29 protein-coding genes and 8 tRNA genes are annotated in these 25,496 nt (G+C 60.1%); 14 read left to right on the top strand and 23 right to left on the bottom strand.

Features of this window, described 5'->3' with window-relative positions; translation table 11 throughout:
• Positions 1-7: 7 nt before the first annotated feature.
• The 5 genes from AC3IYJ_RS09825 to AC3IYJ_RS09805 form a co-directional block, all read right to left on the bottom strand.
• A complete protein-coding gene (locus AC3IYJ_RS09825) occupies positions 8-853 on the bottom strand; it encodes a phage tail domain-containing protein (protein ID WP_489400923.1) in 846 nt (281 codons plus the stop codon).
• Positions 854-1,027: 174 nt separating this feature from the next.
• Positions 1,028-5,551, bottom strand: a complete 4,524-nt coding sequence (locus AC3IYJ_RS09820) for a transglycosylase SLT domain-containing protein (RefSeq protein ID WP_489400922.1) — start codon at positions 5,549-5,551, stop codon at positions 1,028-1,030.
• Positions 5,552-5,559: 8 nt separating this feature from the next.
• Positions 5,560-5,916: a hypothetical protein gene (locus AC3IYJ_RS09815; RefSeq protein ID WP_489400921.1), complete on the bottom strand. Its 357-nt coding sequence runs from the start codon at positions 5,914-5,916 to the stop codon at positions 5,560-5,562.
• A 53-nt stretch (positions 5,917-5,969) separates the two neighbouring features.
• Positions 5,970-6,263 (bottom strand): hypothetical protein, encoded by a 294-nt coding sequence (locus tag AC3IYJ_RS09810; protein ID WP_489400920.1) that lies wholly within the window; start codon positions 6,261-6,263, stop codon positions 5,970-5,972.
• Positions 6,264-6,322: 59 nt separating this feature from the next.
• Complete coding sequence (locus tag AC3IYJ_RS09805) at positions 6,323-6,940, bottom strand: phage tail tube protein (protein WP_489400919.1); 618 nt, start codon at positions 6,938-6,940, stop codon at positions 6,323-6,325.
• 75 nt (positions 6,941-7,015) lie between these two features.
• On the opposite strand from AC3IYJ_RS09805, the gene AC3IYJ_RS09800 reads away from it, so the two are divergent.
• Positions 7,016-7,354, top strand: a complete 339-nt coding sequence (locus AC3IYJ_RS09800) for a GNAT family N-acetyltransferase (protein ID WP_489400918.1) — start codon at positions 7,016-7,018, stop codon at positions 7,352-7,354.
• Here the strand turns inward: AC3IYJ_RS09800 and AC3IYJ_RS09795 are convergent.
• The 18 genes from AC3IYJ_RS09795 to AC3IYJ_RS09710 all read right to left on the bottom strand — a co-directional run bounded on the left by AC3IYJ_RS09795 (position 7,324) and on the right by AC3IYJ_RS09710 (position 15,822).
• On the bottom strand, positions 7,324-7,710 hold the full coding sequence (locus tag AC3IYJ_RS09795) for a hypothetical protein (protein ID WP_489400917.1): 387 nt from the start codon (positions 7,708-7,710) through the stop codon (positions 7,324-7,326). The genes AC3IYJ_RS09800 and AC3IYJ_RS09795 overlap by 31 nt on opposite strands.
• 355 nt (positions 7,711-8,065) lie before the next feature.
• Positions 8,066-8,392 (bottom strand): head-tail adaptor protein, encoded by a 327-nt coding sequence (locus AC3IYJ_RS09790; RefSeq protein ID WP_489400916.1) that lies wholly within the window; start codon positions 8,390-8,392, stop codon positions 8,066-8,068.
• Positions 8,382-8,969, bottom strand: a complete 588-nt coding sequence (locus AC3IYJ_RS09785; RefSeq protein WP_489400915.1) for a phage gp6-like head-tail connector protein — start codon at positions 8,967-8,969, stop codon at positions 8,382-8,384. Before AC3IYJ_RS09785 ends, AC3IYJ_RS09790 begins: the two co-directional genes overlap by 11 nt.
• 11 nt (positions 8,970-8,980) lie before the next feature.
• Positions 8,981-10,033, bottom strand: coding sequence for a phage major capsid protein (locus AC3IYJ_RS09780; protein WP_489400914.1), 1,053 nt, complete (start codon positions 10,031-10,033; stop codon positions 8,981-8,983).
• A 16-nt stretch (positions 10,034-10,049) separates the two neighbouring features.
• The gene (locus tag AC3IYJ_RS09775; RefSeq protein ID WP_489400913.1) at positions 10,050-10,622 is read right to left on the bottom strand and encodes a hypothetical protein; all 573 of its coding nucleotides are present in this window, start codon (positions 10,620-10,622) and stop codon (positions 10,050-10,052) included.
• Between the two features lie 69 nt (positions 10,623-10,691).
• On the bottom strand, positions 10,692-12,068 hold the full coding sequence (locus tag AC3IYJ_RS09770; RefSeq protein WP_489400912.1) for a phage portal protein: 1,377 nt from the start codon (positions 12,066-12,068) through the stop codon (positions 10,692-10,694).
• A gap of 51 nt (positions 12,069-12,119) precedes the next feature.
• Positions 12,120-13,502, bottom strand: a complete 1,383-nt coding sequence (locus AC3IYJ_RS09765) for a hypothetical protein (RefSeq protein WP_489400911.1) — start codon at positions 13,500-13,502, stop codon at positions 12,120-12,122.
• A gap of 201 nt (positions 13,503-13,703) precedes the next feature.
• Complete coding sequence (locus AC3IYJ_RS09760) at positions 13,704-14,129, bottom strand: phage terminase small subunit (RefSeq protein ID WP_489400910.1); 426 nt, start codon at positions 14,127-14,129, stop codon at positions 13,704-13,706.
• A complete protein-coding gene (locus AC3IYJ_RS09755) occupies positions 14,129-14,287 on the bottom strand; it encodes a hypothetical protein (RefSeq protein ID WP_489400909.1) in 159 nt (52 codons plus the stop codon). Before AC3IYJ_RS09755 ends, AC3IYJ_RS09760 begins: the two co-directional genes overlap by 1 nt.
• Positions 14,288-14,346: 59 nt before the next feature.
• A tRNA-Pro gene (locus AC3IYJ_RS09750) sits at positions 14,347-14,422 on the bottom strand.
• Positions 14,423-14,561: 139 nt separating this feature from the next.
• Positions 14,562-14,635 (bottom strand) — tRNA-Trp (locus tag AC3IYJ_RS09745).
• 64 nt (positions 14,636-14,699) lie between these two features.
• Positions 14,700-14,773: transfer RNA gene (locus AC3IYJ_RS09740), tRNA-Leu, on the bottom strand.
• A 5-nt stretch (positions 14,774-14,778) separates the two neighbouring features.
• Positions 14,779-14,851, bottom strand: a tRNA-Lys gene (locus tag AC3IYJ_RS09735).
• A gap of 99 nt (positions 14,852-14,950) precedes the next feature.
• Positions 14,951-15,023: transfer RNA gene (locus AC3IYJ_RS09730), tRNA-Asn, on the bottom strand.
• A gap of 137 nt (positions 15,024-15,160) precedes the next feature.
• Positions 15,161-15,235: transfer RNA gene (locus AC3IYJ_RS09725), tRNA-Gly, on the bottom strand.
• A gap of 4 nt (positions 15,236-15,239) precedes the next feature.
• Positions 15,240-15,310, bottom strand: a tRNA-Asp gene (locus AC3IYJ_RS09720).
• Positions 15,311-15,366: 56 nt separating this feature from the next.
• A tRNA-Ile gene (locus tag AC3IYJ_RS09715) sits at positions 15,367-15,440 on the bottom strand.
• Positions 15,441-15,489: 49 nt separating this feature from the next.
• Entirely contained in the window at positions 15,490-15,822 is a 333-nt protein-coding gene (locus AC3IYJ_RS09710) for an HNH endonuclease (protein WP_489400908.1), read from the bottom strand.
• Positions 15,823-16,292: 470 nt separating this feature from the next.
• Between AC3IYJ_RS09710 and AC3IYJ_RS09705 the strand changes: the two genes are divergently transcribed.
• The 13 genes from AC3IYJ_RS09705 to nrdJ all read left to right on the top strand — a co-directional run bounded on the left by AC3IYJ_RS09705 (position 16,293) and on the right by nrdJ (position 25,458).
• Positions 16,293-16,778, top strand: a complete 486-nt coding sequence (locus tag AC3IYJ_RS09705) for a hypothetical protein (RefSeq protein ID WP_489400907.1) — start codon at positions 16,293-16,295, stop codon at positions 16,776-16,778.
• Between the two features lie 612 nt (positions 16,779-17,390).
• Complete coding sequence (locus AC3IYJ_RS09700; RefSeq protein WP_489400906.1) at positions 17,391-18,143, top strand: PD-(D/E)XK nuclease family protein; 753 nt, start codon at positions 17,391-17,393, stop codon at positions 18,141-18,143.
• A 135-nt stretch (positions 18,144-18,278) separates the two neighbouring features.
• The gene (locus AC3IYJ_RS09695; protein WP_489400905.1) at positions 18,279-19,112 is read left to right on the top strand and encodes an AAA family ATPase; all 834 of its coding nucleotides are present in this window, start codon (positions 18,279-18,281) and stop codon (positions 19,110-19,112) included.
• A gap of 34 nt (positions 19,113-19,146) precedes the next feature.
• Positions 19,147-19,494, top strand: coding sequence for a hypothetical protein (locus AC3IYJ_RS09690; protein WP_489400904.1), 348 nt, complete (start codon positions 19,147-19,149; stop codon positions 19,492-19,494).
• The gene (locus AC3IYJ_RS09685) at positions 19,494-19,925 is read left to right on the top strand and encodes an endonuclease VII domain-containing protein (RefSeq protein WP_489400903.1); all 432 of its coding nucleotides are present in this window, start codon (positions 19,494-19,496) and stop codon (positions 19,923-19,925) included. Before AC3IYJ_RS09690 ends, AC3IYJ_RS09685 begins: the two co-directional genes overlap by 1 nt.
• Positions 19,918-20,226: a hypothetical protein gene (locus tag AC3IYJ_RS09680; protein WP_489400902.1), complete on the top strand. Its 309-nt coding sequence runs from the start codon at positions 19,918-19,920 to the stop codon at positions 20,224-20,226. Before AC3IYJ_RS09685 ends, AC3IYJ_RS09680 begins: the two co-directional genes overlap by 8 nt.
• 114 nt (positions 20,227-20,340) lie before the next feature.
• The gene (locus tag AC3IYJ_RS09675) at positions 20,341-20,733 is read left to right on the top strand and encodes a CHC2 zinc finger domain-containing protein (protein ID WP_489400901.1); all 393 of its coding nucleotides are present in this window, start codon (positions 20,341-20,343) and stop codon (positions 20,731-20,733) included.
• On the top strand, positions 20,627-21,256 hold the full coding sequence (locus tag AC3IYJ_RS09670) for a topoisomerase (RefSeq protein WP_489402761.1): 630 nt from the start codon (positions 20,627-20,629) through the stop codon (positions 21,254-21,256). Before AC3IYJ_RS09675 ends, AC3IYJ_RS09670 begins: the two co-directional genes overlap by 107 nt.
• Entirely contained in the window at positions 21,253-21,690 is a 438-nt protein-coding gene (locus AC3IYJ_RS09665; protein WP_489400900.1) for a DUF3310 domain-containing protein, read from the top strand. Before AC3IYJ_RS09670 ends, AC3IYJ_RS09665 begins: the two co-directional genes overlap by 4 nt.
• Positions 21,687-22,073 (top strand): hypothetical protein, encoded by a 387-nt coding sequence (locus tag AC3IYJ_RS09660; RefSeq protein WP_489400899.1) that lies wholly within the window; start codon positions 21,687-21,689, stop codon positions 22,071-22,073. Before AC3IYJ_RS09665 ends, AC3IYJ_RS09660 begins: the two co-directional genes overlap by 4 nt.
• A gap of 36 nt (positions 22,074-22,109) precedes the next feature.
• Positions 22,110-22,919, top strand: coding sequence for a metallophosphoesterase (locus AC3IYJ_RS09655; protein ID WP_489400898.1), 810 nt, complete (start codon positions 22,110-22,112; stop codon positions 22,917-22,919).
• The gene (locus tag AC3IYJ_RS09650) at positions 22,916-23,467 is read left to right on the top strand and encodes a hypothetical protein (RefSeq protein ID WP_489400897.1); all 552 of its coding nucleotides are present in this window, start codon (positions 22,916-22,918) and stop codon (positions 23,465-23,467) included. The genes AC3IYJ_RS09655 and AC3IYJ_RS09650 overlap by 4 nt, the downstream gene beginning before the upstream one ends.
• Positions 23,464-25,458 carry a ribonucleoside-triphosphate reductase, adenosylcobalamin-dependent gene (gene nrdJ / locus AC3IYJ_RS09645; RefSeq protein WP_489400896.1) on the top strand — a complete coding sequence of 665 codons (1,995 nt, stop codon included), beginning with the start codon at positions 23,464-23,466 and terminating at the stop codon, positions 25,456-25,458. The genes AC3IYJ_RS09650 and nrdJ overlap by 4 nt, the downstream gene beginning before the upstream one ends.
• Positions 25,459-25,496 lie beyond the last annotated feature (38 nt).

The following is a 25,496-nucleotide window of genomic DNA, read 5'->3' as shown; positions in this document are numbered from 1 at the left end:
AGTCCTCCTAGACGAATGATGCGTATCGCGGGTAGAAGGACAGGACGACTGCGGCCCTGTCAGTGCCGGCGACGACAGATACATGCGCCGTGGTGTCGCCTGGCTCTACCGACCAGAATTCGGGGTTTGTGTCCAAGGCCGCCCAATAGTTCAGGCCGTGGTCATCCTTGACCGTCTTACGGCCGGGGCGAGTGTCGATGGTGAGCACGCGCCCCACAGGCACCAGGTCTGAACCGTCCTCGGGAGGCGATGCCTTGATGAGTTCCCCAGCAGAACCGGTAAGGGAGAAGGATTTGATGGGGCCGTAGAGCTTCCAAACGGGCCAAGCTTCGATGTCGCCCGGATTGCTGATTGTGATCTTGTCCTCGGGCACACCCATGACTCCACTACTCAGATGCATGGGGAAGAGGCTTGCGCTGGAGCTGAGGAGTGGATCGCCGGCACCGAAGTCCCATCGAGTTGACTGAGAGCGATCCGGATAGAACCAGGGATCCATAGCAATAAACGAAAGGCCGTACTTGGCCCATGCGAAACCTGCTGTGTCGACGCTCTCTGATCCTTCCATTCCGCCCTTGTAGTAGGCGGTTATCTGGCGGGCCCGGTCATCTCCCTCAGTGAAGCGGATCAAGCAGTAACCCCGCTTGGGGTTGAGAGCCTGGAACAGTCGCCGCTTAAGCTGATTTATGCTTTGGCGGTCATGCCCGCGGAGATAGACCGGAATCATGATTTCCCGTGCAGCAGCTCGGGCGGATCGATATATGGACCCGTCAAGATTCGGGGAGTCATCGGAGAATAGCCCAAAGGGAGGCATGTCTAGCCCTGTAGCTCCTGGCTGCATGATAATGCTGGTCATAATATCGCTGATGCCCTCGGTGAGGGGGATTCGCTCCCCCTCACCGTTGGCCCCGATGAGTGTGACGTGAGTAGGGCCCCACTCAACGGGCCGAGGCAGCGGCCTTGGCGGTATGACGGGCTGCGGCAGCGGCTTCGGTAGAATAGGAATTGGCACGGGGCAACCCCCTCCTTCTTACAGGTTGGTGTAAAGCGCCTCCGCTGTTTGAAGGGCCCGCATTACTGCCTGAGCAGTCGGCTCGCTACGAGCCTCGTGCACGTGGATTTCGTACTTCTTCCCGTTGAGCAGTGCCTCAGTTTCCCGGTCGTTGTAGACCCGCTCTCCTCCGCCGAAGCGGACGAGTTCCGGACCCTTCTCCCCGACCATGGCAAAGCCAGGAGACGCGGAAAGGGTGCCAGTCGCGTAACCCGTGTTTCCCGCAAGCATCCGCTGCCAGCCCGCGCCGTAGCGCTGGCGGGCGTAGTTCAGGCCTGCGTAGATATTTGCCAACGGGTTAACACTGGTGCCGTACAACTTGGGCTGAGAACCCCGGAAAGGCCCCGCATAGGCGTCAAAGGTGGGACCAATGACCTGCATCAGACCTACCGAAGGGTGCCCCGCAATCCAGTTGGAATCCCACTTGTTGACAATGGTCGGGTCTCCACCGGACTCCATACCGATGCGGTACAGAACCGTTTGAAGAGCGGTACTGGGAAGGCCCAGCATCGACATTGCCTGAAGGGCTGTAGGGGCCCACTGACCGGCTCCGCCGGCACCTGGCTGTGGGGCCAGCCCAGCGCCGAAGTCCGGCATAGATGCCTGAACGGTGGCCCCATTCTTGAAGTCGAACAAGCCCTTAGTGTTAGGCATGCTCTCCTCCGCATTGGCCATAAACTCGTTATACACACGACCCGCGTAGGCCGTAGGAGAATCCTTGATCTCCTTCACCGTCTCGATCATGTCGATGATGTTGTTGTACGAGCCCGACAGGATTTCTCCGATGTCACCAAATCCGTCAGTGAAAGCGCCGATGGGGTCTGTGACAACATCCCAGATGGCGCCTAGAGAGTCTCCGACACCGGAATACAGGTTGTCCCAGACCTTGCCGAGAGTCTCCATGGAAAACATGTGGTCCATGTACTTCTTACCGCGAGCGACGATGTTTCCATCGCCCTTCCACACGTCATTCCAGAAATACTCAGCCTGCACAGGTGCCATGGCGCCGCCGAGGATGCCGGCTGCCTGGCCGACTAGCGTCGGTACCTTCCGGAGAACCTCGAATGCATCCTCGGTCATCCAGTCGTACATGCCCCGAAAGTTCTCAGCAGCAGCGTTTCCACCGAGGGCAGAGGACTTGTCTCCGGTCCGTAGAACACCCTGCTGAGTCGAACCGCCGAGACGATCCGAAGAGCCGTCTAGTTTCATTGTCTTCAGCATCGCGGTTCCGACAGGAGCAATGCCCTGAAGGCTGATCAGTTCCTTGATAGCGTCCAGGTCGAACTTTCCGCCACCACCACTAGTACCGCGTGCGTGCCTGGAAAGCTTTCCGCGGATGGCCAGAGCATTCCAGGTATTAATGGTGGACTCGCCAAGAGCGTTGGTGACCTCGGGACGAAGTACCGCCTCACCCGGAGAGAGAACGGCGGGGATATTGTCTACCCAAGGCGCATAGCCGGGCATGACCCCGGCCATACTCACATCGCTCTGTCGAGCGATACCACCACGAGCGTGATTCTTCTTCCCTCCACCGCTACCGCCCCCACCAGGCGCCTTCTTACCGATCCGGTCAAGAGCCCCGTCAAGGCCGTCACCCTCATCCTTCGCGTTCTTCAGGGCGCGGCCTAGCTCATCGACCTTCCCCTTTACGTCACTGAGAGAGCGCTGATTCAGGAGACCGATACGACCTGCAAGCGAGCCGGCACCAGTGCCCTGACCAATCTTCTCGTAGACATCGTGAGCAGCGGTTAGAAGGTTCCTGAACTCTTGGATCACGTCAGTCAGTCGGCGCTTATTCAGGTTGGCCGTGCGTCCGGATGTAGAGGCACTCATTGCCCCGTCACCAATCTGATCCGCAGCCTGGCGGGCTGCCTGAGTCAGTTCGTCAACGGAGGCCTTCACGTTCGAAACCCGCTTACCGTCCAGGTTCCCAACTCGCGTGTTGACGCTGGTGATTTTGGTCCCGGCGTCCTCAGCAGAGGCCTTAAGGCCGTCTACCTCACCCTTGATGGCATTGAGGGTGACGCCGTTCAGGCCTCGACCCTTGACGGCCGCCTGGTCGAGCTCGGCCGTCAGCTTCCGAGCAGCCTCCTCCGCCTGGTCCAGCTCCTGGCGGAGCTGACTGACGGACGTGCGGTTGAGCTGCTGTGCCTGCTGCTGGACGTTGTTGACCGAGGTCTGAGCCTGCTGTGCGGCCCCCTGGATAGACGTGCTGCCCCCACCGAGGGCGGAAGCGATGTCCCGGAGACTCTGGGAGTTGACTTCTCGCAGATCAGCACGGAGGCGGGTGACCTCGTCACGGGCCTCACGGGCCTGGCGCTCCAGCTCCGCCATCTCTTGACGCTCGTTCCCGCTGGGGCCTGAACGACCAAGAGCACGATCGACAACCCGGCGCCCAACCGATCGCGTATCACCGCCGGCACGGTCAGTGCGGGTCTGCCGATAGGCATCCCGTCCGGCCTGGCGAATCTGCGAACGGCTCTCTCCGCGGTCGCGGGCTTCCCGACGTGCCTCATTCCGGGCACGGGTCTGACGCCTTACGTCGTTGGCGCCCTGGGCGCCGTTACCGACAGCGCGGGCAACGGCTGCCACGGGGCCGAAGGCTCGGCCAACAAGTCCGGTCACCTTGCCCAAAACCTTGGAGAGCAGGCCAACGGCAATGATGAGCGGGCCCCAAGTCACAAGGAACTCAGCGACCTTGGAGACGACTTCCTTGATAACCGGGTGTTCGTTGATGAAATCGGCTACGGCCTTGATCTGCGATGCGAAGGACTCGATGGCGTCGAAGAACATGTCCAGGAACTTGGGAATCTTCGGACCGTACTGCTTCGCGAGATCCTGAATTTCGTTGAGGAATCCACCCTCAAACTCGGTGGTTTCCTGGCCCCAGTGGTCTTTCTTGGTTACCTTCTTGCCCATGATTCGCTCACCGAGACCGGTGTACTCAACCATGCCCGTTTCCGGGTTGGTCCTGGCGAAAAGGTTACCCAAACTGAGCTGGGCGCCTTCCTTCATCTGCTGAATGCGGCCCGTGATGGTCGCAGAGGTAACCTTCTTGGCGTAGCCCTGCGTGTCAGTGCCGGCCCAGTTGTCAATCAGGGCCTGAATCATCTCGGGACCCTGGAGACCGCCAGTCTCTTTCGCGTTAGCCATTAGCTCAAGAATCTGAGCCGCTGCCGTGTGCTTAGTCGGCTTCCCATCCTTGCCCTTGACCATCTTGTCCTGATAGCCCATGAGCTGAGCCAGTTCCTGGACAGGAATACCAGCCGCGGCGGTGAACTGCTTCAGATTCCTCGTTGGCACACGCTCAAGGTCAAGAATCATGTCAATCGCGTACATGGCGCGAGAGACCATCGCGGGATCAAGGTTTCCTGCCTTCGCCGCGTTGTCGCCGATCATTTGTACGATCTGGGCGGCACGTTCCGAAGCGTTCTTTCCCGCCTCTTGCTTCTTCGCAGGGTCCTTCGACTGGGAACCGGCTTCGTGGGAGTACAGACTTCGAATGTACCGAGTCATGTACATCTGCATGTCTTCGATCGAGAACGGCGTATCAACACCGTACTGACGGATCTTCGCAAGCGCTGCGGCCGAGTCCTTCGCAGAGACGTTGGAACCCATAAGGCCAAGCTGCCCGAGAATCAGGCTGTCAGCAGACTTAACACCGATGGTGGTAAGCAGGCCGCCGGCCATCGCCAGCGGAGCCAGAAACTTTGTCGCGAGAATGTTTCCGGTCTCCGTGATGGAGTTGCCGACATTCTCAAAATTCGTTCCGAGCTTCTTCAGGCTCGTCTCTGTCCGGCCAAAGAAATTCTGAGTGCTGGTGGTAGTTGCAGACATCTGCCGCTGAAGATCCCGCATGCGGTCACGTGTCTGCGTAATGAGCCTCTGCTGTGCGGTAATGCCCGCCTGGAGAGACTCACGCTGAGCGAGAGCCTCAGAGCGTATGAGAGCAATCCGCTCTCGTGTCGCTTCACGCTGAGCGGCTACCGTCTGGCGTAGTTCCTGGCGAGCTATGGAGGCTGCTTGCCGCTCCAAGCGCTCGACTTCACGAACGCGGTCCCGCTCAGCCCGAATGCGGTCGAGCGCGGCCCGCTCCTCCTGGCGCACGGTCTCACGTAGAGCCTGCCGCGTTGTATTGGACGCGCCCTCGGTCAAACGCTCGTACTTGCCGTAGAACTCCCGCAGTTCCTTAAGACGCTTCGCAGACTCCTGGCCGTACTGCTGCGTTACGTGACGCTCCAAAGCCTCGATCGTCTCCGCAGTGTCCTTGGCCTCAGCCTCAATTGCGGCCTTGGCCTGCTTGGCCTGCTTGGCCGCCGCACGAGGTAGGCCGGCAAGCCCGCGGGCTACCCCCGCCTCGATGTCTCGACCGGCCTGAAGGCCGAGCTTCTCCATCTCCGCTGTGACCTTCGAGCGAAGCTGTCGCATGTCCTCAGCGGTGACCTTGGGCACGATTTCGATGTAGCCAGTGCCGACCTTGATCGGTGCACGTCCTTCGGCCATAAGACCCCCTAGAGGCTGTTCATTTGCCCCAGGAAGCTGCTCAAGTCCTCTGCGGAGCTGAACTGTGTCTCTATGGGCTCTGGTTCTGGCTCCGGTTGGCCGGGCCGTGGAATGGGAGCAGGTTGCTCAAGGTCGTCGGAGTCTTCCGCGTTCGCCTTGAAGAAGAGGAAGTTGGATAGCTCAAGGGCATCGGAGATTCGGGCGAGGAGGTAGTCAGACTCACCCCACCTGGTCCGTTCGTCCATCGCCTCAAGGAGGGTGGAGCGGCCGGGCTTTTTCATCAACGAGTTGATCAGTACGCCTACACGGCGAAGGGAGAGCCGTCCGCGCCACAGGTCTAGAAGGTCAACCTGGAAGAACTCCATGAGATCAGCTTCTAGTTCGTCCTGGTAGTCCTGGATGACGCGGACGACAGCAATCAGTTTCCCGAGTCGGTGTCACGACCCTGAGCCGCAGAAAGCTTCTCAGCGAACACACCAAAGTCACGAATGGTCGGACGGGTGGCCTTGTATGCCTTCCACTGCTCGTCACCCACGATGAGCCGGCAGGCCTCGAACTCGTCGTCGGTCTCCAGGACCTCAAGCGGGAAGTCCAGTGGGTGAGGAACTTCGAAGGTGAGCCCGGCGTGCTCAAAGCTCGTTGGGCTCTCCTCAAGCGCCTCAGCCTTAGCCGCGGTGGCCTTCTTCGTGGCAGTCTTCTTGGGAGCAGTCATAGGGGTCTCCTGGGCATAAAAAAGGCCCCTCAAGGGGGCGGGCATGGGGTTGGTAGTTCTTACGGGTTGGCGGGGAGCGTCTGCGGCGCCTCATCGAGAATGTCGTCGTTCGTGAGGACGTAGCCCAGGTTTCCATTGAAGTCGAGGGCTTCAATGGTCAGCTCGTACCGCCCGTTTTCAGTACGGTTCAGCTGAATGGCTCCACGGTCCGAGATCATCGCTCGCGGAATGACGCAGCGATACCGAATGGCTCCCTGCTGCCAGTCCACGACAAGCGAAAGCTCCTTGAGTTCTGGGGTGCTGGAGAGGTTGAGGCGGTACTCACCCGTGGCAACGGCTCCAACCATCACCGGCTCCCACACGGCTCCCCAGAAGAGTTCGGTAGTAAGTTCGTTTGTCTCCTGAAGAGTTGCCTTCACGGAGAAACTCGCCTTGGTGACGTTGTAGAGGATTGGAACAGCGCTCTGCCAGGCCTCGACAGGCTGAGTCTCAATCGAAGGCGTCAGGGTGACACCACCAGCGTCTACATAGCCCAGTGCCTTATAGCCAGTAGGCGCAGCGACACCGTCCCCCGTTGCGGTTGGGAGTACGGTGCTGCCTACACCACCCGTGGGTGCCGGCGCGATGAATAGCGAGCCGTTGGGGGCAAATCGAATCTTCTTGGCATCATTAGCCATGGGGCCTCCTGAGGGCATAAAAAAAGCCCCCGAGCAGGGGGCTTGTGCCGGAAAACGGCAATGGATAAGGTGGCCATGAAGCCGACTTACGTACTCCACGGCGGATTAGCGTCCGCCAGTCTGATCTCTGGGCCCTCCAGCAAAGAGCCGACCATCGTCAGTGAGGTGGTGGTCAGGGAAGAGGCCAGAGGGAAGGGACTAGGAAGCGAGATCCTCAGGCAGGTGTGCCGAGATGCAGACACCGAAGGCGTGGTTCTGCTCCTGAGCGTCGATCCCGGTCCGGGAGGTCTCAGCTACGAGGAGCTAGGTCGGTGGTACAGCCGGCACGGCTTCCAAGGGTTCCAGGCTGACGGTCCCGAGGACAACGTGATGGTGCGGCTCCCTCAGGACTCGGTGAAGAAGACGGCCACCTGACCGCAGTACACATGCTCACGAGAGGAGTCGTCAGGGTCGTACTTGGGGGAGTCGATCTCTTCCACGTCCAGGACGAGAGCGCCGCCAACGGCGGTGCTGGGCAGCTCCTCCAGAAGCTTTTCGCGTACGAGGAGCGCGAGATCTACCGCTTCTTTGCGGTCGAGCGCGTACACGTCGTATTCGACATCCACACGGTCCATGCAATCTCTGACGACTCTGAAGCCGCCCATGTGCTCTAGGTAGATCGCGGTTTCCCCAGTGACGTGTTCTGTCAGATCGCCTATGACCGAGTCATTTGGGATGCCAGGACGGGAGTTCAGATAGGACACCAGAACTTCGATTGCGTCGATCCTCATTGGACCCTCATTTTCAGCAGGGCACCCTTGAGGTACCTACGGCCACGAATCTTGCGGCCCTTCGGACTGGTAAAACCCGTTTCCTGGAGCATGGCGTGACGCACAAGGGGGTTGTCCTCGATGACGACGTTTCCGTACCAGCCCTCGGAGGAGAGCTGTACGTACGCCTCAAGGTGTTTTGCGATCGAGTTCCAGGGGAGGGAGCCGTGTCCACGGCGGGGAGCGTCTGTGATGACTCGATGCAGCAGCTCGCCCGTGTGCTCCGCTACAAGCTTCCGGACACCTGGGAGAGACAGAGCGTCGTCCTGCCATCCGGCACGGAAGGTCAGCCTCGTGCGGGCTCTCCGGGAACTGGTCACTTGAGGGCCCTCCAGATCGAGACCTTCAGGTGCCGGCGGGAGGTGGCCCCCCACTGCTCCGGCTCCCCATCGACCTCGTACATGTGGCCCGCATACTTGACCCTGTCCCCAGAGGCGACGACAGCTATATAGGGGAGGAAGGCCGTGAGCCGCTCCTGAGACTGGTCACGAGCTGGGCTGTAACTCTCGTAGGCCTTGTCAGGCTGAACGTCGGCCAGGCCCTCCCAGACCCTCACGGCCTGGTCCCAGTCGGGACGAGAGGTGTAAGCGGTCTTGATCTGTACGGGTGCTCGCCAGACCTCTACGGGGTGATCAGAGAACAACGGGCCCCCTCAGGTCGAGAGCAGGGCCTTCCCGCCTGAGTGTGATGGAGCCAGCTCCTCGACGCCGGTAGGGGCGGAGCGTGGTCCTGGTGGCGGTCGAGAGCGTCTGTGCTGAACCGGCACCGGTAAACGTCACCTCGACTTCACCCACACGCTCTGACTCAATGCCAGGGGAGAGGGCAAGCCAGCGGATCACCTCGGAGCAGGCAACTGCACGGAGAGCAGCAGGGGTTGCCTCGTAGCCCCAAGACGCGGTGATGGTCACCGCGGCTTCCTCCCAGCCAACATCCCGAGTGAGTGACCGCCCGTTGAAGGTGTAGTCAGTCACCGGCTGGCCGTTCTGCAGGACGCCGGCAACCGTGAGGAAGGTCTGATATCGAAGGGGGACAGGGAGGTCACAACCACCCTCGGGGTAGAGGGTGATGCTCTGACCGGTCCGCCTGTCCATGTCTCGGCCGCAGTAGTCCTCAACCAGCCCCGTCACGTCCTCCAAGAAGGCTGACACGCGGGCGGTTTCGTCTGCGGCGACGGGCCGCCCAATACGGGCGGCCACGTCGTCAACGGATGCCAGAGGCAACAGGGGCCTCCTTACGGCGTGTTGTTCGCAGCGTTGTGGGTCGAGATCAGAGCCTCAACGCCAGTCGCTACAACAAGCTGTTCTGGGCGAATAACCTTCGCGTCATAGATGACTCGGCTCTTAATGGCATTGGTGAACTTCGCCTCAGGCTGGTAAGCCTGCATCTCCGCGAACGGAACGATGAGCGAAACCGCCGCAGTGGAGCCCATGAACATGTCCACCGTGCTGAAGTCGGTGTGGCGGTTCTTGACCAGCTTGTCATTCACACGGGTGTGAGAGCCGAGAGTGTTAGCCACTCGGACTGGCACGCCGAGAATGGAGCCGATGACACCAGTCGGCATCACAGCACCCCCACCGAAGTGACTGGCATCAATGAACTTCGGGTCACGCAGAAGCGCAGAACGAAGCTTCGGGGAGATGAAGAGGAATCGATCCTGCGGAGCGCCCTTGATATCGAGCTTCTCCAGCATCGACACAACAAAGTCGTAGACGGAGATATCCAGCGGAGCCGCGAAGTCACCATCCACGATCTTGTCAATGGTGCCGTGCAGTGCCGGCAGACCGGAAACAGTTGCGTTGCGGTCCTCAGTGCCGTTCAGGTCCTTACCAGCGACCGCGGCAAGAATGGTCTTCGCAATGAGCGAATCCATCGTGTTCGCCAGGGTGCGGGCACGCTGAGCAATGAGATTGCTCATCAGGTCAATGCCCGTCTTGGTCTGGAGCTGGTGAAGGTTGTCAAGCTCCAGGTGGAAGCTCGAACCCTTTGCTACGGTCATCTTGATGTACTCAAGCTGAGCACGGTCAGCGGTACCGATTGCCCCGTAGGACTTCACGATTCCCTTGTCAACGACGGTGTCAACGAAGTGAGGGATTCGCACAACGTCGCCCTCGCGCCGGAACTCGCCTTCATAACTGCGGTTCACGATCTCGGGGGAACCGAGTACGAGATTGTCATCCAGGTTCTCAAGGAGCTGGGACGTCCAAATCTCGGGGATGAAGTGGCCGCCTGCGGCCTGAAGTGCGCCGGCACCTGGGTTGTTACCGGCCTGAGTGGTAAAAGACATAGGCTACCTCAATGGGTCAGAGGTCCCCCCGCATAAGAGCGTCGAGCTTGCCCGCCTTACGGGCAGCAGCAATTTCCTGGGGAGACATTCGGGAAAGGGCGTCACGACTGAGCTGTCCGGCTGCGTAAGAGCCGGAGTCGCCCTGACGTCCAAGGCCAATCCCCTGGGCAAATTCGGGGGAGTTGGACGGCTTGGGAAGGGACGACACAAACGCGTTAATCGCCTCTGTGTTCACTGATCCGTCAGTGCTCATGAAGGCGCTGGTGTTCAGGAACTCGGGCTTTGGGAGGGTCACACCAGCAGTAGCGGCCTGAACTCGAAGCTCAGCGTCTACAAGGCGTGTGCCGACCTCGGAATAGGCTGCGTTTCGCGCCTCGGTCCGTGCGGCCTCAATGGCCTTCTCGGCGTCAGTCATGGAAGCCTGCTGAATTGACGCAAGCTCAGTGCGAGCGTCATTCCAGTTCTTCTCGTTCTGACGAGAGAGGGCCTTCCACCGCTCGACATCTGCCTGAAGGGCTGCCACATCGGGCACACCCTCAGAGGTCTTGGTGTCGGTGGTGTTCTGCTGGTTCTGCGTGGTGTCGTCCATGTGATCTCCCATTTCGGGGCATAAAAAAGGGCCCCCATTGCGGGAGCCGTCCGGGTGTTGTGCAGTAGGTCAGGCAGCCTTGCGGGCCGCATTCCCCGAGTTGCCCTGTGGGGCCTTGCGAGCTTCCTTCTCACTGGCCTTAGGGTCATCAGGTTGTTCCGGCACTGGGGCCGGGTACTTCTCCGCCATTTCCATTGCGTCCTTGGCGTCTTGTTCCCGCATGGTGCGGAAGCGCTCGATCTGCTGCGGCGTGTAGCCGGCATCGAGAAGGAGCTGATCTCTCGGTACGCCGATAAGCTGTGCCTTGAGAAGCGCGTCCATGTGCTGTGCTTCAGTGCGGTTCTCTGGGTCACGCCAGATGACCTCAGCCCCGTGGGCTTCGGATCGCTTGTCACCGAGCACCAGGAAGGCGAGACGCATTACGCGTTCCCAGGCCTCACCGAAGTGCAACATGCGCTCTCGCGCCTTAGCGATTAGTCCGGCTTCCGCGCTCGTGATGCTCTCGCCGGACGGCGCGGTTCCTCCGTTGAGAAGGAAGTAATGGAACGGGATGCGGGAAATGCTCGCCATATGCTGAACCAGCATGTTGACGAGATTCACGTAATTCTTGAGGTCGGCTGCTTCGAATTGCCCGAAACGAACATCGGGGTTCTCTGCCTGCAAGAGCTTGTCCACCGCAACCTTGTACGGCTCGATGGGGCGGCCCTGCTCGTCCTCCTGGATCTCAAGGCCAGTCACGTACCGCTGTGGCCAAGCCGCGTACTCGCTCGCCACCAGGGCATCAGCCACGGTTTTGTTGATGGCGTCAGCCAGAGGTACGACCACGGTGAGGTCAGAGATCGGAGGACCGGTAAGCCGAGAGCGGTTGGGGATAGGCACGATTGGAGGCACCTTGAGAGGGTTATGGGCTTCCTTGTAGTCGCCCCAATTCCCTGTCAGGCCGGCACCCGTGTAGACCTTGCCGTTCCACCAGAGAGTGACAAACTCTCTGCCCCAGTCATCGGTGTAAAACTTGGCCGCGGCCTCAATGTCCCAGCGGCTACCAGGCTTGTACTGGACAACGACGTTTTCAGCACTTTCAATACTGATGACGGGTTGGCCGGCAGAGTCTGCCCAGACGACGGCATACGAGACGCCATGAATCATCGCGTCCAGGTGAGCGGCATTGGACTCGGCATCGAGCCGGTTCCGCTGCCAAATCTCCCGAGCGTCCTTGTCACCGCCTGGCTCATCAGTCATCTGGAAGCCGTCGATGTAGAGGCGCTCATTCACAGAGTCCACGATCAGGCCACAGAAGTTGTCCGACCACGAGTCGAAGAGGCGGCCGAACTCAGACTGATACTTGGCCTGAGCGAACACCATCTTCTGATGCCGTCCGTCGTAGTAGTTCGAGTAGAAACGCAGTTTGGATCTGCGCTGGAGTAGCTTGCTGTGTAGCCAGTCCACCCACCCTGAAGGTGTTATGGGCGGAGAACCCACTTCGATATCAGCCAATAGCTACCACCCCACTACTCGGGACCTCCGGATCTGCATACGGCCATCAGCGATGGCGTCAGCCCTCGCCTCCAGGGCGAGCACGGCGCATACGGCAAGGTCGATCTTCCTTTTGGATCGCGGAGAGTCCTTCTGAATGAGGACTCCCTGAGGAACTTCACGCGTGACCGCGTTGAGGACGTGCCGAGTAAGCCGACCGTCCCCGTTGTGCTTCAGATCGCCAACCATGGTGGCGGTGCGGAATCGCTCCACTGCCTGAACCATTCTGGTTGGCTTATTGGTCCAGAACTCAAAGACTGTGTCGTCTCCATGCTCAATGGACCACCGGCCTATAGCCTCCTGAAAGTAAGGCGGATCGGCGTACATCCAAGCAACGCGGTAGTCTGCGAAAGCTCGGTTCACCGCGGCCTCGACCGCGAGAACGTCGACTTCCCAGTCATCTGGGGCATTCTCAGGGCGCTCCCACACGTCGAGCACGAAGAGCTTGGCGTCCCGCATTCTGATTCCTACGAGGCCCGTCGAGTCACCGCGGACCGATCCGTCAAAGCCGATGGCTATTTGATCGCCAGGCTTGATGGGGTCATCGTCGTCAAGACATGCGTCCCACTCACTCTTACTCATCCAGCCGTCCGAGGATTCGGCGATCTGGTTGAAGAAAAAGCGACAGTATGTCGAATCAGGAGTAGTGCGGTCGTAGAGAATGGTTCGTGTCAGGCCGTCAATGTCAGCCCACGAGGCATCTCCGTAAGCCTCCACAAGAGACGCGCGTACGGATGCCTCATCGCGGATGTCCTCGACCGCGATAGAACCCTCAAGGCAGTCGTAGAGCCAATAGCTCTGCGACACCATGTCGGACTCGTGAATGATCTGAGCTACAGAATCCTCGTTCGGGTTGTAGGCGTTAGTCGTGCACACCCACCGAGACCCGGCCTTGGTCGTCTTCTCAATGTTTCGTTTGATCGTCTGGTAGAAGTCGGGACCACCGTTGCTGGAAACCCAGTGGTGGACTTCATCCATCAGAGCAAAGGTCGGGCGGTTTCCCTCGTTCGTCCTGCCGGCGGTCGCCTTGGGCTTGATAGAGCCAGGCTTACCGCTCTTGAACTGGACGATCGACTTACCGATGTCGAGACCGTACTCAGCCTCAGCAGGAGACTCCGAGAGCATGCCTCGGATCATGTCTAGCGTCTGGTCTGTCTGGTCAAGCGCGGTCGCGCCGATCTGAACCACAGGCAGTGCTACGGCCTTGCCTACCGGAAGGCCGAAGGCATCGAAGTGGCTGAAGCGACATGGGCCTAGGAACTCGACAATGGCGAGAGCCGCTAGCAAGGGGGTCTTGCTAAGCCCCAGCCTTTCGCTCGTCTGAGCGTTGCGGCTGAGTAGGTCCACCCCCCATCGGGCTTGATGCTGTAGAACCACAGCACAAAGCGGAGTTGCTCGGGGGTGAACTGCCAGGATTCTCCGGCTCGATCGCCGTCAGGCTGAACGATGTACTTCTGGCACCAGCGGATAATTTGGTAGCCGAGAGTCTGATTCGGCTTCGGGACCCCTGCGGGCAGATTGCCTGTCTGCAAGGGGCCTCACCGCCTTCTAAGTGCCGTTGAGCAGCTTGTAAAGCTCCTCGTCCATGTCGACTTCAGGAGCGGGCGCAGAGGGCGCCTCAGAGTCCTCTTCGGGGGTTTTGTCGAAAGTCATTCGGAGCCTCGCCCTGTCCTCGACCGTGGCGCCCCACTTAGCAACCCGCTGCCGAATCTCTCCGGCCAACTTGAGATCACCGAGGAACAGGCCATCAACCAGCTTTGTAGTCAGCTCCAGTTCGGCCCAGTCGGTCTCAGTCCAAGCCGCTGTCTGCGGAGCAGATGACCAGGTCTTCCAGAAGCGCCGAGCTCCACCAGTGGTGATGCCGAGAGCCTTTGGCAGCTCACGGCCTGGCTGGGGTACAGCCGGCAGCGTCTGCGCGCTGGGGTGCAGGTTGCGTCTGACTGCGTTGTCCTTGGGTGCAGGTCCTCGTGTCATCAGAAGCTCACCTTCGGCAGGTCGACGTCCAGGAGGTCACCGAGGTCATCCAGCTCGTCACGAGCCATCTGCCTCCAACTGCTCTTGCGCTTGGCCCTGGTGGGCTCGTCCGCAGCGTGGAAGCGTGGGCCGTCGCCGTGCTCCTGGTCCTCGTACATTGGTGCATCACTCCTGGGTGCGGTAACAAAAAAGCCCCGCACGATGGCGGGGCTTGCGGTGGTCTGGTCGGCAGGACTCGAACCTGCGGCCTCCTGGTCCCAAACCAGGCGCTCTACCAACTGAACTACGACCAGAAGCGGGGCAGCGGACTCGAACCGCTCTTCCTCCCTGTTCCTTCGGGTGACTAGCCCGATGTACTTGGGGCGGGGTGCATCCCGTACACCGTCCCCTTGTCCTATCGTTGCAGCGGTCAGGCCGCTATTGTCGGACCAGCTAGGCCAGTCGGATTCGAACCGACACCTCCCAGATTTGGAGTCTGGGCGCTCTCCCAGTTGAGCTACGTCCTACTGTGAGAGAGCCTCCTACAAGGAGGCCGCGGAGTGCATGCCGGCGCTTGCGTCTCTCACTCCGTACCCACCCCCGGAGTCGAACCGGGAAACTTCTGTTCCTGAGACAGACGGCTTTGCCATTTTGCCTAGGCGGGCTTGAGTGGATCCGGTAGGGCTCGAACCTACGACTCGGGGCTTAAGAGGCCCTAGCTCTACCAACTGAGCTACAGATCCAATGTGGCCAAGGGCTAGGTCGGGGACTCGAACCCCTGGAGGCCAACCACCGCGCTTCCGCTACGGCTCCGGTACCCACCGGTCTGACCCTGCCCCTTGCTGACATGGCTGGACTCGAACCAGCGCCTGAGGGATTAACAGTCCCTTGCTCTGCCCACTGAGCTACATGCCAATGTGTCTGGACTCTCCTACGGCCATGGGCCGCGCACCCGCATGGGGCCGGGATTATCTCTCGGGTGGGACCTGACGTCCATAAGTCCGATCCTTTGCCGGCTCCCATCCCATATCCAGACTGACGGGTCCCTAGCGAGCCCCCTATCGGATTCGAACCGATGTCCCCGCGTTGGAAGCGCGGTGCTCTAGACCAGACTGAGCTAAGAGGGCAGAAAGCGCGTTACGGGATTCGAACCCGTGTCACCCCCTGACCGGGGGAGTCCTGAGCCGCTAGACGAAACGCGCGTCTCCTCCGTCCCCTGATCAGGGGGAGTTTCAGAGACAGGGGAGCTACCCCATCGTTGGCCATCCTGGATTTGAACCAGGGACACCGCCCTTATCAGAGGCGTGCTCTACCAGGCTGAGCTAATGGCCATCGGTGCCGGCCCCGCGGATGCGGGACCTTCAGCCCTCCGAGAGGGGTACTAGTGCCCTCGCCTGTCGCTTTGGGTCTTGGCAAAGTGGCAGGGCTGGCACAGGGTTTGAGCGTTGTCGAGGGTCCAGGTGCCGCCCTTGGCGATGGGCTTGATGTGGTCCACTTCCAGACTCTCCCGAGCCCCGCACACCACGCAGGCGAACCTGTCGCGGACCAAGGCCCGGGGTCGGATCCGACGCTCCCAGGCACTGTCACGCGTCTGGTTCCGAGCGCTCTTCCGTGCCCACGCTCGCTCAGGTGGGGCGTGCTCAACGCACCGGCCCGAGCGCACAGTTCGGCGGGGGCAGCCCCCCACAAGGCATATCGATGCAGCTCTAGGCATACCTACTTACTCCTTGGTAGTGATCACTTAAGGTGGAGCTAGTTGCTGGTTGCCCTTGGCGGCTCACTGCTGTGGTGGCCTCGGAGGTTCCTTGTCTGGCTCCGAGGCCACCCCTCCTTGGCTCTGCGACCTGCGGACTTAGTCCAGCAGGGAGACTCAACAAAGAGGAAGATTTAGGACTTAAAGGTTTCGGAGGTAATGATTCCGGTTCCTTGTGTATCTGTACAGAGAGTGACAAAGGAATGACTGAACTATGAAGTGCTCTTGTCTTTAGCTCTCAATATGTATGTACGTGTCCGGTGGGGAGTGCCAGGACGCGCCAGGGCTAAGCTGAGACCTGGATCACACCATCTCTAGTCATACTGTCTGGAGGTTGCCCCTGCGGGTAGAGTGCGGCTAACTCCGCCGCGCAACCCCGCTGGAGGGCGCACAACCACCAAGAAGAACCTACGGATTTGGGTAGGAAAGCCGTGAGAAAACTTCCTGACAACGCAGCGCTTCTGATGCTGCAAGAGGCTGGTAAGAGCCATCAGGAAATTGCCGATGAGTTCCACGTGACTCGGCAGGCCGTCACTTGGCGCTTCAACGAGATGGAGAAGTACAGCCGAGGCCCCTTGCGGCAGGTGTCCGAAGCTATTCCTTGGGACCTTTCAGACCCAGCCCTGAGGCGCAAGGTGTGGAGCCAGGAGCCCTACATGGGCCTCCGCGCCTTCGTTCAGACCCGCCTAGGCGCACAGGTGGGTCGGCGTGCCGAACTGGCGTTGAGGGCGTTTCTGAACCGCCTGGACAAGGGTGAGGTTCTTAACCTGGATGCGGAGCGCGGTGTGCACTACGTGCCGCGTGACCCCCAGCTTGATGGCGATCTCCTCGTGATCCGTTGGCCGGCAGATGTACCTCAGGATGGCCGGGTTGGCTTGTTCGAGCTTCTGGACGACGAGGCCGCGCTACCCGAGTAGAGCGGGGCAATCAGCGCCGAAACACGAGCCCGCAGAGGGGCCCCAGCAGGTGAGACCTGCTGGGGCCCCTTCTGGTTGTACGAACCCGAGGATCCCGACCGTGTGGCCTACGTCACACCAATTTTCACATTTGCTTCACGGGTCACCCGGCGTACGCTCGTGACCACGACGAGGGCGTACAGGCGTTCGAATCGTGGTCGAACCCTGGGGGGCGTGTGCTGATGATCTTGGGAGCGGGAGCTTCGCGCTGGAAGACGAAGGCGGAGCTGCGGCGGGCGGTAGGGGCCGCTCAGCCGGTGGCGCTGGCCGAAATGCACTCGTCCGAGGCGCTGCGGATCAAGCGCGTAGCCACCGAAAGCGCAGGAACGTACTACATCGTTACAGAATCGGACATCCTGCTTCCTGAGGACCATGACGCGTTGGAGCGCCTTGACGCCGAGCTTCGGTCCTTCTGGAGAAAACGAGTTGTCGAATCTCAGTTTTGGGCGCAGCCTCACAGGCAGTTCCCGCTGTCCAACCACTTCAGCGTGCACCTGGTGCACCCGGAAGTCCGAGCCGAATGGGAGGCGTATGGAAGAGAACCGCGCGCATGTCGCAAATATGACTCGCTCCGTGAGTCAGCTTGAGAGTTACGAGAAGTGTCCTAGGCAGTACGAACTTCAGCGGGTCGAGAAGATCATTCCTCGGCCCGCTGCTTGGTCTCATCAGGGCTCCGCGTTTCACGGGGCGGCTGAGATCTATGAAGGCGAAGGCCGCACCCTCACCGCGGATCAGGTCGCAGACCTTTTCCACGAGGACTACACGAATCGGGTCAACAAGGCCCTTGCCCGGGAACCGAACTTGGACCATTGGATGACCGCCGGCACCGACGGTCAGTCAGACATCGAGGCGCGGTATGTTCTGGGGATGGAGCAGACCCGGGCCTACGTCCGGTGGGCGGAGGAGAATCGGCCTGTCATCTGGAAGGACCCCGCAGGTCAGCCCGGTATCGAAACACACTTGACGGCAGACCTCGGCGGTGTCAGAGTCCAGGGCTACGTAGACCAGTTCGTCAGCCAGCCTGACGGGTCGGTCCGAGTGCGGGACCTCAAGACGGGTTCCACCAAGTCGAAGTTTCAGCTCCAGACCTACGGGGTCCTGGCGCGCAAGGTGTTGGGGGTGGAAGTCAATGACGCTGATTGGTACATGGCAAAGTCGGGCGGGCTTTCACGGCCCGTCGACCTCACCGCAGTTACTGAGGAAGCGATAGCCGAGCGCTTCGTGAGCATGGATCAGAGCGTGAAGGCCGGGGACTTTCCTGCCAGGCCGGGCTTCCTCTGCCGCTTCTGTGATGTCGGCTATGCCTGCTCTTCCAGGCGCGGGTAGGGAAAAACCATTGCCTTGCATATGCCGCAGGCGTATGCTGCGACCAGAGACGCCGCCCCTCGGGGCTTTTTTTAGAACCTCGCACTTGCTTCCCGTGATGATGTGGTCTGGGGGTCAAAGGAAGGAACTGAAGCCATGTTCTCGCTCACTCAATCGACAAGAATCCGGGGTGCGGCGGGTGAGCCAATCCCCAACTCGTTCAAGTCGCTCAGGCGGCTAGAGGTCGAGTTCCGCAGGTCCGAGCTATCGCTAGTTGTTGCCGGCCCCGGTACGGGAAAAAGCCTCTTCGCGTTGTTCCTTGCGATGACGGCCAACATCCCCGTTCTCTACTTCTCGGCTGACTCAAGCGCGGCCACGCAGGTGGCAAGGGCCACTGCCATGGTTACCGGGGATGACTCCAAGGTGGTCAAGGAAGCCCTTGTGGGAGGCGACTTCTCGGAGTATGAAAATGCCCTAGGCGGACGCTGGTGGACCCGATTCAACTTTTCGGCTCGTCCCACTCAGAAAGAAATTGAGTCCCACCTTCTGTGCTACCTGGAAGTTTATGGGTGCACACCCCATCTACTCGTGGTAGACAACATCACCAATGTGGATACGGGTGAGGTGGGGTCGGCGGAGAGCTACACATTCGGCCTGGAAGGGCTTTGTGAATACCTCTCGGAAATGGCGCGGGAGACAAGCGCTCACGTGCTCGGCCTACATCATGTAACTGGGGAACACTCAGACGGTTTGAATCCCATCCCGCTCTCAGGAGTCAAGGGCAAAGTGCACCGTGTTCCTTCGCTGATTCTCACCATTCATAAAGAGGTTGACGGGATGAACAGCCGCATTCTAAATGTGTCCCCAGTCAAAAACCGCGAGGGCTTCGAGGACTCCTCTGGTGGGACCTTCGCAAGCTTCCGGCTCAACCGCTCGAACCTCCGGCTGGAGGAACTGGACGAGGAGCTCCCGGGCTCTTTTGTTGCCTAATTACTTGCCTCCCGTGATGAAGGGTGTATGGCCAATGGAAAGCATGACGATGGTTCGAGAGATTCGCGGTGGCTTCAGGGCTGAGCGAGAGTTCGGCTTCGCCCTGGCAACGCGGTTTCCTGGTCTGGATCTCACTGGCTTGGACATCGATGGGGCGGCCCTGGTGGTAGTCATTGACAGCCCCCGTAACCTCAACCTCTTCCAGCTTTCCAAGGTGCTGATAGGTGCTGCCAAGGGCGGTGTCAGGACAGCGGTCATCGACTTCCAAGGCAGGCAGCTCATGGCCGCTATCTCGCTCTTCAACTTGTTTACTCTCGTGGACGAGAACGTGACGCTCAAGGAAATGAAGCGCTTGGAGTACCTCATTAAGGTGCGGGCCTAGTGCCGCGTAAAGGGTTCCGTGAATGTGTGAAGTGCGGGAAGAACAGGGCTGAGCAGTTCTTCACCTCGACCCGAGGCAAAGTCTGCTCCTCCTGCCGCAAGACCACCCGCCGGCAGGCGACCCGGAACGCTCGGATTCAGGCTACCTACGGCCTTTCGGTCGAGGAGTACGACCAGCTCTTTAAGGCGCAGGAGGGTAAATGCGCCATCTGTCGAGAGACCCGTACAACAAATCTGGCGGTTGACCACTGCCACAAGACGGAGGCCATCCGGGGCCTCCTCTGTGCCCGCTGTAACAGTCAGCTCCTAGCACGGGGGGCTAGGGATCGGCCCGAGGTTTTGCGGCGAGCAGCGGACTACCTAGAGAGCTATCCGGCTTGGAAAGTTCTCGGACCTCGTTACACCTTCGATAAAGGGATTGAGAATGGCTGAGGCCAAGCGCACGATCATCGACCAGGAAGTCACGAAGATCGAGAAGGTTCCGGCCATCTCGCTCACCATCACCATTGAGGAAGCCGAAGCGCTCACGGCCGTCCTCGTAAAGGTGGCCGGCAGCATGACCAATAGCCCGCGTAAGCACACCGGCGCAGTCCTGGAGAGCCTTGAGAAGGCACACGTACGGGACTGGCAGGCAGAGGGGCACCCCTTCTCCCTTCTCGCCACCGGAGGGGGAGGGATTGAGTTCAAGGACTTCCGCCCGGCGCCGAAGCCCTTCTATGGGGTGACCTTCTAATGCAGATCACTTACACGGGGGCTAATTCGCTCCGTGACGCACGCGGTGATTACCACACGTGGCAGGCCGCCGTTCGGGAGTATGACTTTCCTGTGACCGTGAGGCGAACTGGTGATGAGAAGCAGTCTGCCAAAGCCGTCAATCGTTAAGGTTCTGGCGCACTTCTACGGACTCGATATCAAGGCATCAAGGGGACGACAGAAAGTCTGTTGTCCCCTTCATGCTGACTCGAATCCGTCAGCTTCCGTGGATGTGACCGGGAACCGCTGGAACTGTTTCGTCTGCAACCTCTCAGAGGACTCATATGCAGTGATCATGAGGGAGAGAAACTGTGGCTTCCTTGAAGCCCAAGAATTTGCACGTACCCAACTCGGTGGAGATGGCCAAGACCTACCACCAGATGTACCGGGGGAGTCCAGCCGAGGAGTACGTAGCGGCTCGGGGGCTCGGGGAGGTCGCAACCCGGTTCGGACTGGGCTACGTCCATTTGGCTCAACCTGGACATGAGCGGTATACGGGAAGTCTCTGTATCCCCTACATGAGGCCTGCCGGCGGAGAGCACGGAGTAGCTACCTGCCGCTTCCGGTGTATCGCGGACAGGTGTGTACGGGACGTGGATGGCTCGTACTTCTTCGAGAAGGACCAGAAGGAAAGGCACGATCACAAGGGCGGCAAGTACATGAGCCTCCCTGGAGACCCTCCCCGCCTGTTCAACACGAACGCGCTAATCCAGCCGAGTGCCGTCCTGGTCGTAGTAGAAGGTGAATTCGACACCATGGCATGGGACTTGGCCGGCATCCCGGCCATCGGCGCCCCTGGTACAGGCACTTGGCGGGACTACTGGACCCCCGCTCTCTACGGCTACGAGACCGTATTCCTCATTGCTGAGGACGGACCAGGACTCACTTTTATGGACGAGCTAGCGGCCGACCTGCCTAACGGCAAGGTCATTCAGATGGACAACCGCGACTCAAACGCCATTCTCCTCACCTCCGGGCTGAAAGCCCTTACAGATCGGATCGGACTGTGAAGTTCAAGGCCGGAGATAAAATTCGCGTCGGTCCACACACGGGGACGCGGGTGGGTGCATATCAGGGGTACCGGGGGATCGTCCACTCTGTGAACTCGCATACGACAGCCCCCTACCCGTACGGCGTGAAGCTTTACGTAAACGGGCAGGCCAAGTTTCTCAACATGGCTGAGGACGAGATAGAAGCGGTTTCAGCGCCCGTATCTGATGGCGGGGACTCCGCGGTTGACCATCCGAGCCACTACACCTGGTTCCCCAACGGCCTTGAGGTAATCGACCTCACCGAGAACCTCAACTTCAACCGGGGTAACGCTGTCAAGTACATCTGCCGCGCAGGACGTAAGGACGCAGCAACAGAGCTGGAAGATCTTAAGAAGGCCCGTTGGTACGCCGACCGCGAGATTCAGCGACTGAGCAAGGAGCAGGGAAAGTGACCGCAGCAACCATTCCGAGTTTCACCAAGAAGGAAATCCTTGGTGCGCTGAAGGCCGTGGTGCAGGAGGCCCCTGACACGGTTTATAGGGCCCCCTGGTATATGGACCCCGAGCGCACTGGTAGGTGCTTCTACGTACACGTAGATAAGTCCGGGGTCCCGACCAGTGCCGGCTGTGTGGTGGGTCAGGTGCTTCACCGCCTGGGCGTGCCGCTCGATGCCCTCAGGCAGGCAGAGAGGCTGAGCGCTTCTGGAGCCCTCAAGCTCCTTGGGCAGGACGGTGAGAGCCAATTGGCGGAGCACCTGCAAAGGGTGCAGTTCCTTCAGGACCACGGGGAAACGTGGGAGGCCGCTTACACGGCTGTTTTCGGGAAGCTGTGGTGAAGCGGCTCATGGGCATTTCGGAACGGAGCTGACGATTTGAAGCGTGTAGTGGTGATATCTGACCTTCAGGTTCCGTATCACGACCCGAAGGCACTGAACAACCTCATCGGCTTCATCGGTGACTACCAGCCTGACGAGCTGTACCAGATCGGTGATCTCAACGACTACGAAACTCCGTCTCGCTGGAACGAGGGCACGCGGTTCGAGTATCGACAGCAGGTCAAGAGCGATTCTGACGTTACTAAGCGTCGGGTGCTCGAACCCATCAGGGCTGTCTATGACGGACCGTTCGGAATTCTGGAGGGCAACCACGATCTCCGGCCCCGCACATACCTAAGTGCGAAGGCTCCCGCCCTGGCCGAGTATGCCGATGACTTCCACTTCTCAAAGCTCCTCGACTTCAACTCTTTCGGCATCAGCCTGACCCCGGCATTTCACAAGGTTGGACCGGATACGGCTCTGATCCACGGACACGAGATCAAGGGCCTGTCCAGCATCGCGGGAACGACCGCATACGGGCACGCCAGCAAGGCCACGACGAATCTGGTCATGGGTCACACTCACCGCCTCGGTGTCCGCCGGCATGGTCCCTCGCATCTCGGCGGCATGCGGTGGGGATTCGAAGTAGGTCACATGATGGACCCGCGGAAGGCCCAATACCTCGGACCGGGTGCTGTGGCCAACTGGCAGAGCGGCTTTGGGGTTCTGTACGTCGGTGACCATGACGTTTCGCCTTACCCCGTAGACATCCGCCGTGACGGCTCGTTCGTGGTGGAGGGCGAGCGCTACGGAAAAGTAGTTCGCGGCGCCGGGGGGCGCTTTGTTAAGAAGGGGGTAGCCGCATGACCGTTATCGACTGGGCGCATGTCGGCGAGATTGCCGACAAGGCGGCGCGGTCCATCGCTTCAGCTTGGAGTGTGGTGGAAAAGGATGACGTGAAGCAGGAGATCCTTCTGCACGCCTATGAACGTCGCACTTACCTTGAGCAGCACTACGAGGACCAGTTCCTGTGGATGTTCTGCAAGAAGGCTGGCACGCAGTATGCCTCTAGGGAGCGCGATGCTCGGGATGTAGAGGACGGGAAGTATTACTACACTCCCGAAGAAGCTAAGGCTGCCCTCTCAACGTTCCTCTATTCCGATGAGGAACTGGGACAGATGCTCGGCCGCAGAGATGACCTCCTTGCCTGCCGCATCACTGATGCTCTGATGTCCGCTCGCATGGACGCTTCCACGGCACTAAACCGCCTGGCCAAGACACAGCGAGACATTGTGTTGCGTCGGTACGTCTACGGACTTCCGCCGAAGGACGATACCGAGCGCAAGGCGAGCAACCGCGGCTTGGATGCCTTGGCTCGTCAGATGAACCGGGACCTACGAAAGGTGACTGCATGACTTTTCCAACCGAGACGGCCAAGACCGTATACGAGCGCACTTACTCTCGGGTAAAGCCGACTGGTGAGCAGGAGACTTGGGCTGAGACCGTTCAGCGTGTGGTGGACGGCAACCTTGCTCTTGTCCCCGAGCGGTACACAGAAGAGGGCGAACGCGCCGCTCTCCTCGACCTGATTGCATCCTTCAGGGTGTTGCCGGCGGGCCGACACCTCAAGTCGTCCGGGGTCAACGAGTTCGCTCTCAACAACTGTTGGGCGGCAGGCTGGGACGCGAGGCGCCCTGAGGAGCACTTCACCTTTTCGCTCCTCCGCCTGGCGGAGGGTGGTGGAGTGGGGGCCAACTACTCTTCCCGGTACTTCGACGGCTTCCCTGAGCTGGTCATCCCCGTAGAGGTGCACATCGTGTGCGACCCCTCCCACGGTGACTATCTCGACCTCGTAGAGGCCGGGCTGATCTCCATCGAGTACAGCCACGAGTGGACAGGTGCCTACCAGGTCCAGGACAGCCGTGAGGGCTGGGCGGAAGCGCTGGGGGACCTGATCCGCACCGCGCACGCCCCTGAGACGCGTCACACGGCCCGCGTGTACGACGTGAGCCGTGTACGGGCAAAGGGGGCCCCGCTCAAGGCTTTCGGTGGTACCGCCAGTGGGCCTCAGCCCTTCGGGCGGATGCTCAAGGCCGTGGGCCAGGTGCTCAAGGACGGCGAAGGCCGTCCGCTCCACGGCATCGACGCCATGCGCATTGATCACGAGATTGCTCAGTGCATCGTCTCTGGAGGCGTCCGCCGATCCGCCCGTATGTCGATCATGCATTGGCGTGATCCACTCATCTGGACCTTCCTGCGGATCAAGTCGGAAGGAGGGCACTGGACAACGAATGTGTCGGTCGAGATTGACGCGGACTTCATTGACCTGCTCGGCAAGATGTCGTCGCCCTCTATGCCGATCCTGCGGGAGATCGCCGCCGGCATGCTCCGCAATGGAGAGCCAGGCGTTTGGAACTCCAGCCTGACGGCCGCGGGAGAGGTTGACGGGACCTACACCACCAACCCGTGTGGTGAAGCCACGCTGACCCCCTGGGAGCCCTGCAACCTTGGCTCAGTGAACCTTGGCGCCTTCGTGGATTCGGATGGAGTCGTTGACTACCCGGGCCTGACGAAGGCGCACCGCTACCTGACGCGGTATCTCATCAGGGCGACGTTTGCGGAGGTGGCTGATCCCAAGTCGGCTGTAGCCATTGCCCGCTTCCGGCGTATCGGGGTAGGGCATCTCGGGTTCGCTGACTTCCTGGTGAAGCAGGGAATCAGGTACTCGGAAGCTGCGGAACTCGGATTTGTGGGTTGGGATCTTGCCGACCTGTCTTATGAGGTTGACAAGGAAGCCGCAGCCTACGCAAACATCCTGCGCATCCCTGTTCCGATCAAGAAGCGCGTCATTGCTCCGACTGGGACGACTTCCAAGTTGGCCGGCGCGTCGGGGGAGGCGGTACACGCCCCCTTCGCTGGCTACTTCAAGAGGCGGATCAGGTTCAGCGATCTGGAACCTACAGAACGGGCGCAGGTGGAGGAGTACCGACAGAAGGGGTATGACGTTGAGCCGGACAAGTACGCGGCAAACACCAGCGTTGTCACGATCCCGACCAAGGACCCGCTTGCTGATTTGGGGGACTCCTTTGAGCACGCCGGAGAGCTTTCCTTGACGGACATGCTCTCGGTTCAGGCGCTATACCAGGAGCATTGGGCCGATCAGGCAGTGTCTTACACGGCTAATGTCGACCCTAAGGCTTATACGGTTGACGACCTGGTCAAGGCTCTGATTCCTTTCCTGCCGAAGCTCAAGGGGACCACGGTTTTCCCGGAGATGTCCTTTGAGCAGCCTCCTTACGAGCGCATCACCAGGGAGGAGTACGAGGAGCTAGCGGCAGCGGTCGGTGTTGAAACCGCTGACACCTCGTATGACGAGATCTGTGCATCCGGCGCCTGTCCCATCTAGGTGTCTCTTTTTTTGCCCAACAACTTGCTTCCCGTGAT

It is taken from the genome of Streptomyces sp. GL_140 (assembly GCF_057834465.1).
The sequence above is the reverse complement of the archived record's forward strand: the minus strand, read 5'-3'. Positions and strand labels throughout refer to the sequence as shown.

Bases quoted from the DNA above. Each gene is read 5' to 3' on its own strand.
- AC3IYJ_RS09760 (WP_489400910.1), bottom strand. From the start codon at position 14,129: ATGACACGAGGACCTGCACCCAAGGACAACGCAGTCAGACGCAACCTG.
- AC3IYJ_RS09755 (WP_489400909.1), bottom strand. From the start codon at position 14,287: ATGTACGAGGACCAGGAGCACGGCGACGGCCCACGCTTCCACGCTGCG.
- AC3IYJ_RS09675 (WP_489400901.1), top strand. From the start codon at position 20,341: ATGAGAAGCAGTCTGCCAAAGCCGTCAATCGTTAAGGTTCTGGCGCAC.
- AC3IYJ_RS09775 (WP_489400913.1), bottom strand. From the start codon at position 10,622: ATGGACGACACCACGCAGAACCAGCAGAACACCACCGACACCAAGACC.
- AC3IYJ_RS09795 (WP_489400917.1), bottom strand. From the start codon at position 7,710: ATGAGGATCGACGCAATCGAAGTTCTGGTGTCCTATCTGAACTCCCGT.
- AC3IYJ_RS09690 (WP_489400904.1), top strand. From the start codon at position 19,147: ATGGAAAGCATGACGATGGTTCGAGAGATTCGCGGTGGCTTCAGGGCT.
- AC3IYJ_RS09820 (WP_489400922.1), bottom strand. From the start codon at position 5,551: ATGGCCGAAGGACGTGCACCGATCAAGGTCGGCACTGGCTACATCGAA.
- AC3IYJ_RS09710 (WP_489400908.1), bottom strand. From the start codon at position 15,822: ATGCCTAGAGCTGCATCGATATGCCTTGTGGGGGGCTGCCCCCGCCGA.
- AC3IYJ_RS09810 (WP_489400920.1), bottom strand. From the start codon at position 6,263: ATGACTGCTCCCAAGAAGACTGCCACGAAGAAGGCCACCGCGGCTAAG.
- AC3IYJ_RS09680 (WP_489400902.1), top strand. From the start codon at position 19,918: ATGGCTGAGGCCAAGCGCACGATCATCGACCAGGAAGTCACGAAGATC.
- AC3IYJ_RS09825 (WP_489400923.1), bottom strand. From the start codon at position 853: ATGACCAGCATTATCATGCAGCCAGGAGCTACAGGGCTAGACATGCCT.
- AC3IYJ_RS09780 (WP_489400914.1), bottom strand. From the start codon at position 10,033: ATGTCTTTTACCACTCAGGCCGGTAACAACCCAGGTGCCGGCGCACTT.
- nrdJ (WP_489400896.1), top strand. From the start codon at position 23,464: ATGACTTTTCCAACCGAGACGGCCAAGACCGTATACGAGCGCACTTAC.
- AC3IYJ_RS09815 (WP_489400921.1), bottom strand. From the start codon at position 5,916: ATGGAGTTCTTCCAGGTTGACCTTCTAGACCTGTGGCGCGGACGGCTC.
- AC3IYJ_RS09805 (WP_489400919.1), bottom strand. From the start codon at position 6,940: ATGGCTAATGATGCCAAGAAGATTCGATTTGCCCCCAACGGCTCGCTA.
- AC3IYJ_RS09800 (WP_489400918.1), top strand. From the start codon at position 7,016: ATGAAGCCGACTTACGTACTCCACGGCGGATTAGCGTCCGCCAGTCTG.
- AC3IYJ_RS09650 (WP_489400897.1), top strand. From the start codon at position 22,916: ATGACCGTTATCGACTGGGCGCATGTCGGCGAGATTGCCGACAAGGCG.
- AC3IYJ_RS09670 (WP_489402761.1), top strand. From the start codon at position 20,627: ATGTACCGGGGGAGTCCAGCCGAGGAGTACGTAGCGGCTCGGGGGCTC.
- AC3IYJ_RS09695 (WP_489400905.1), top strand. From the start codon at position 18,279: ATGTTCTCGCTCACTCAATCGACAAGAATCCGGGGTGCGGCGGGTGAG.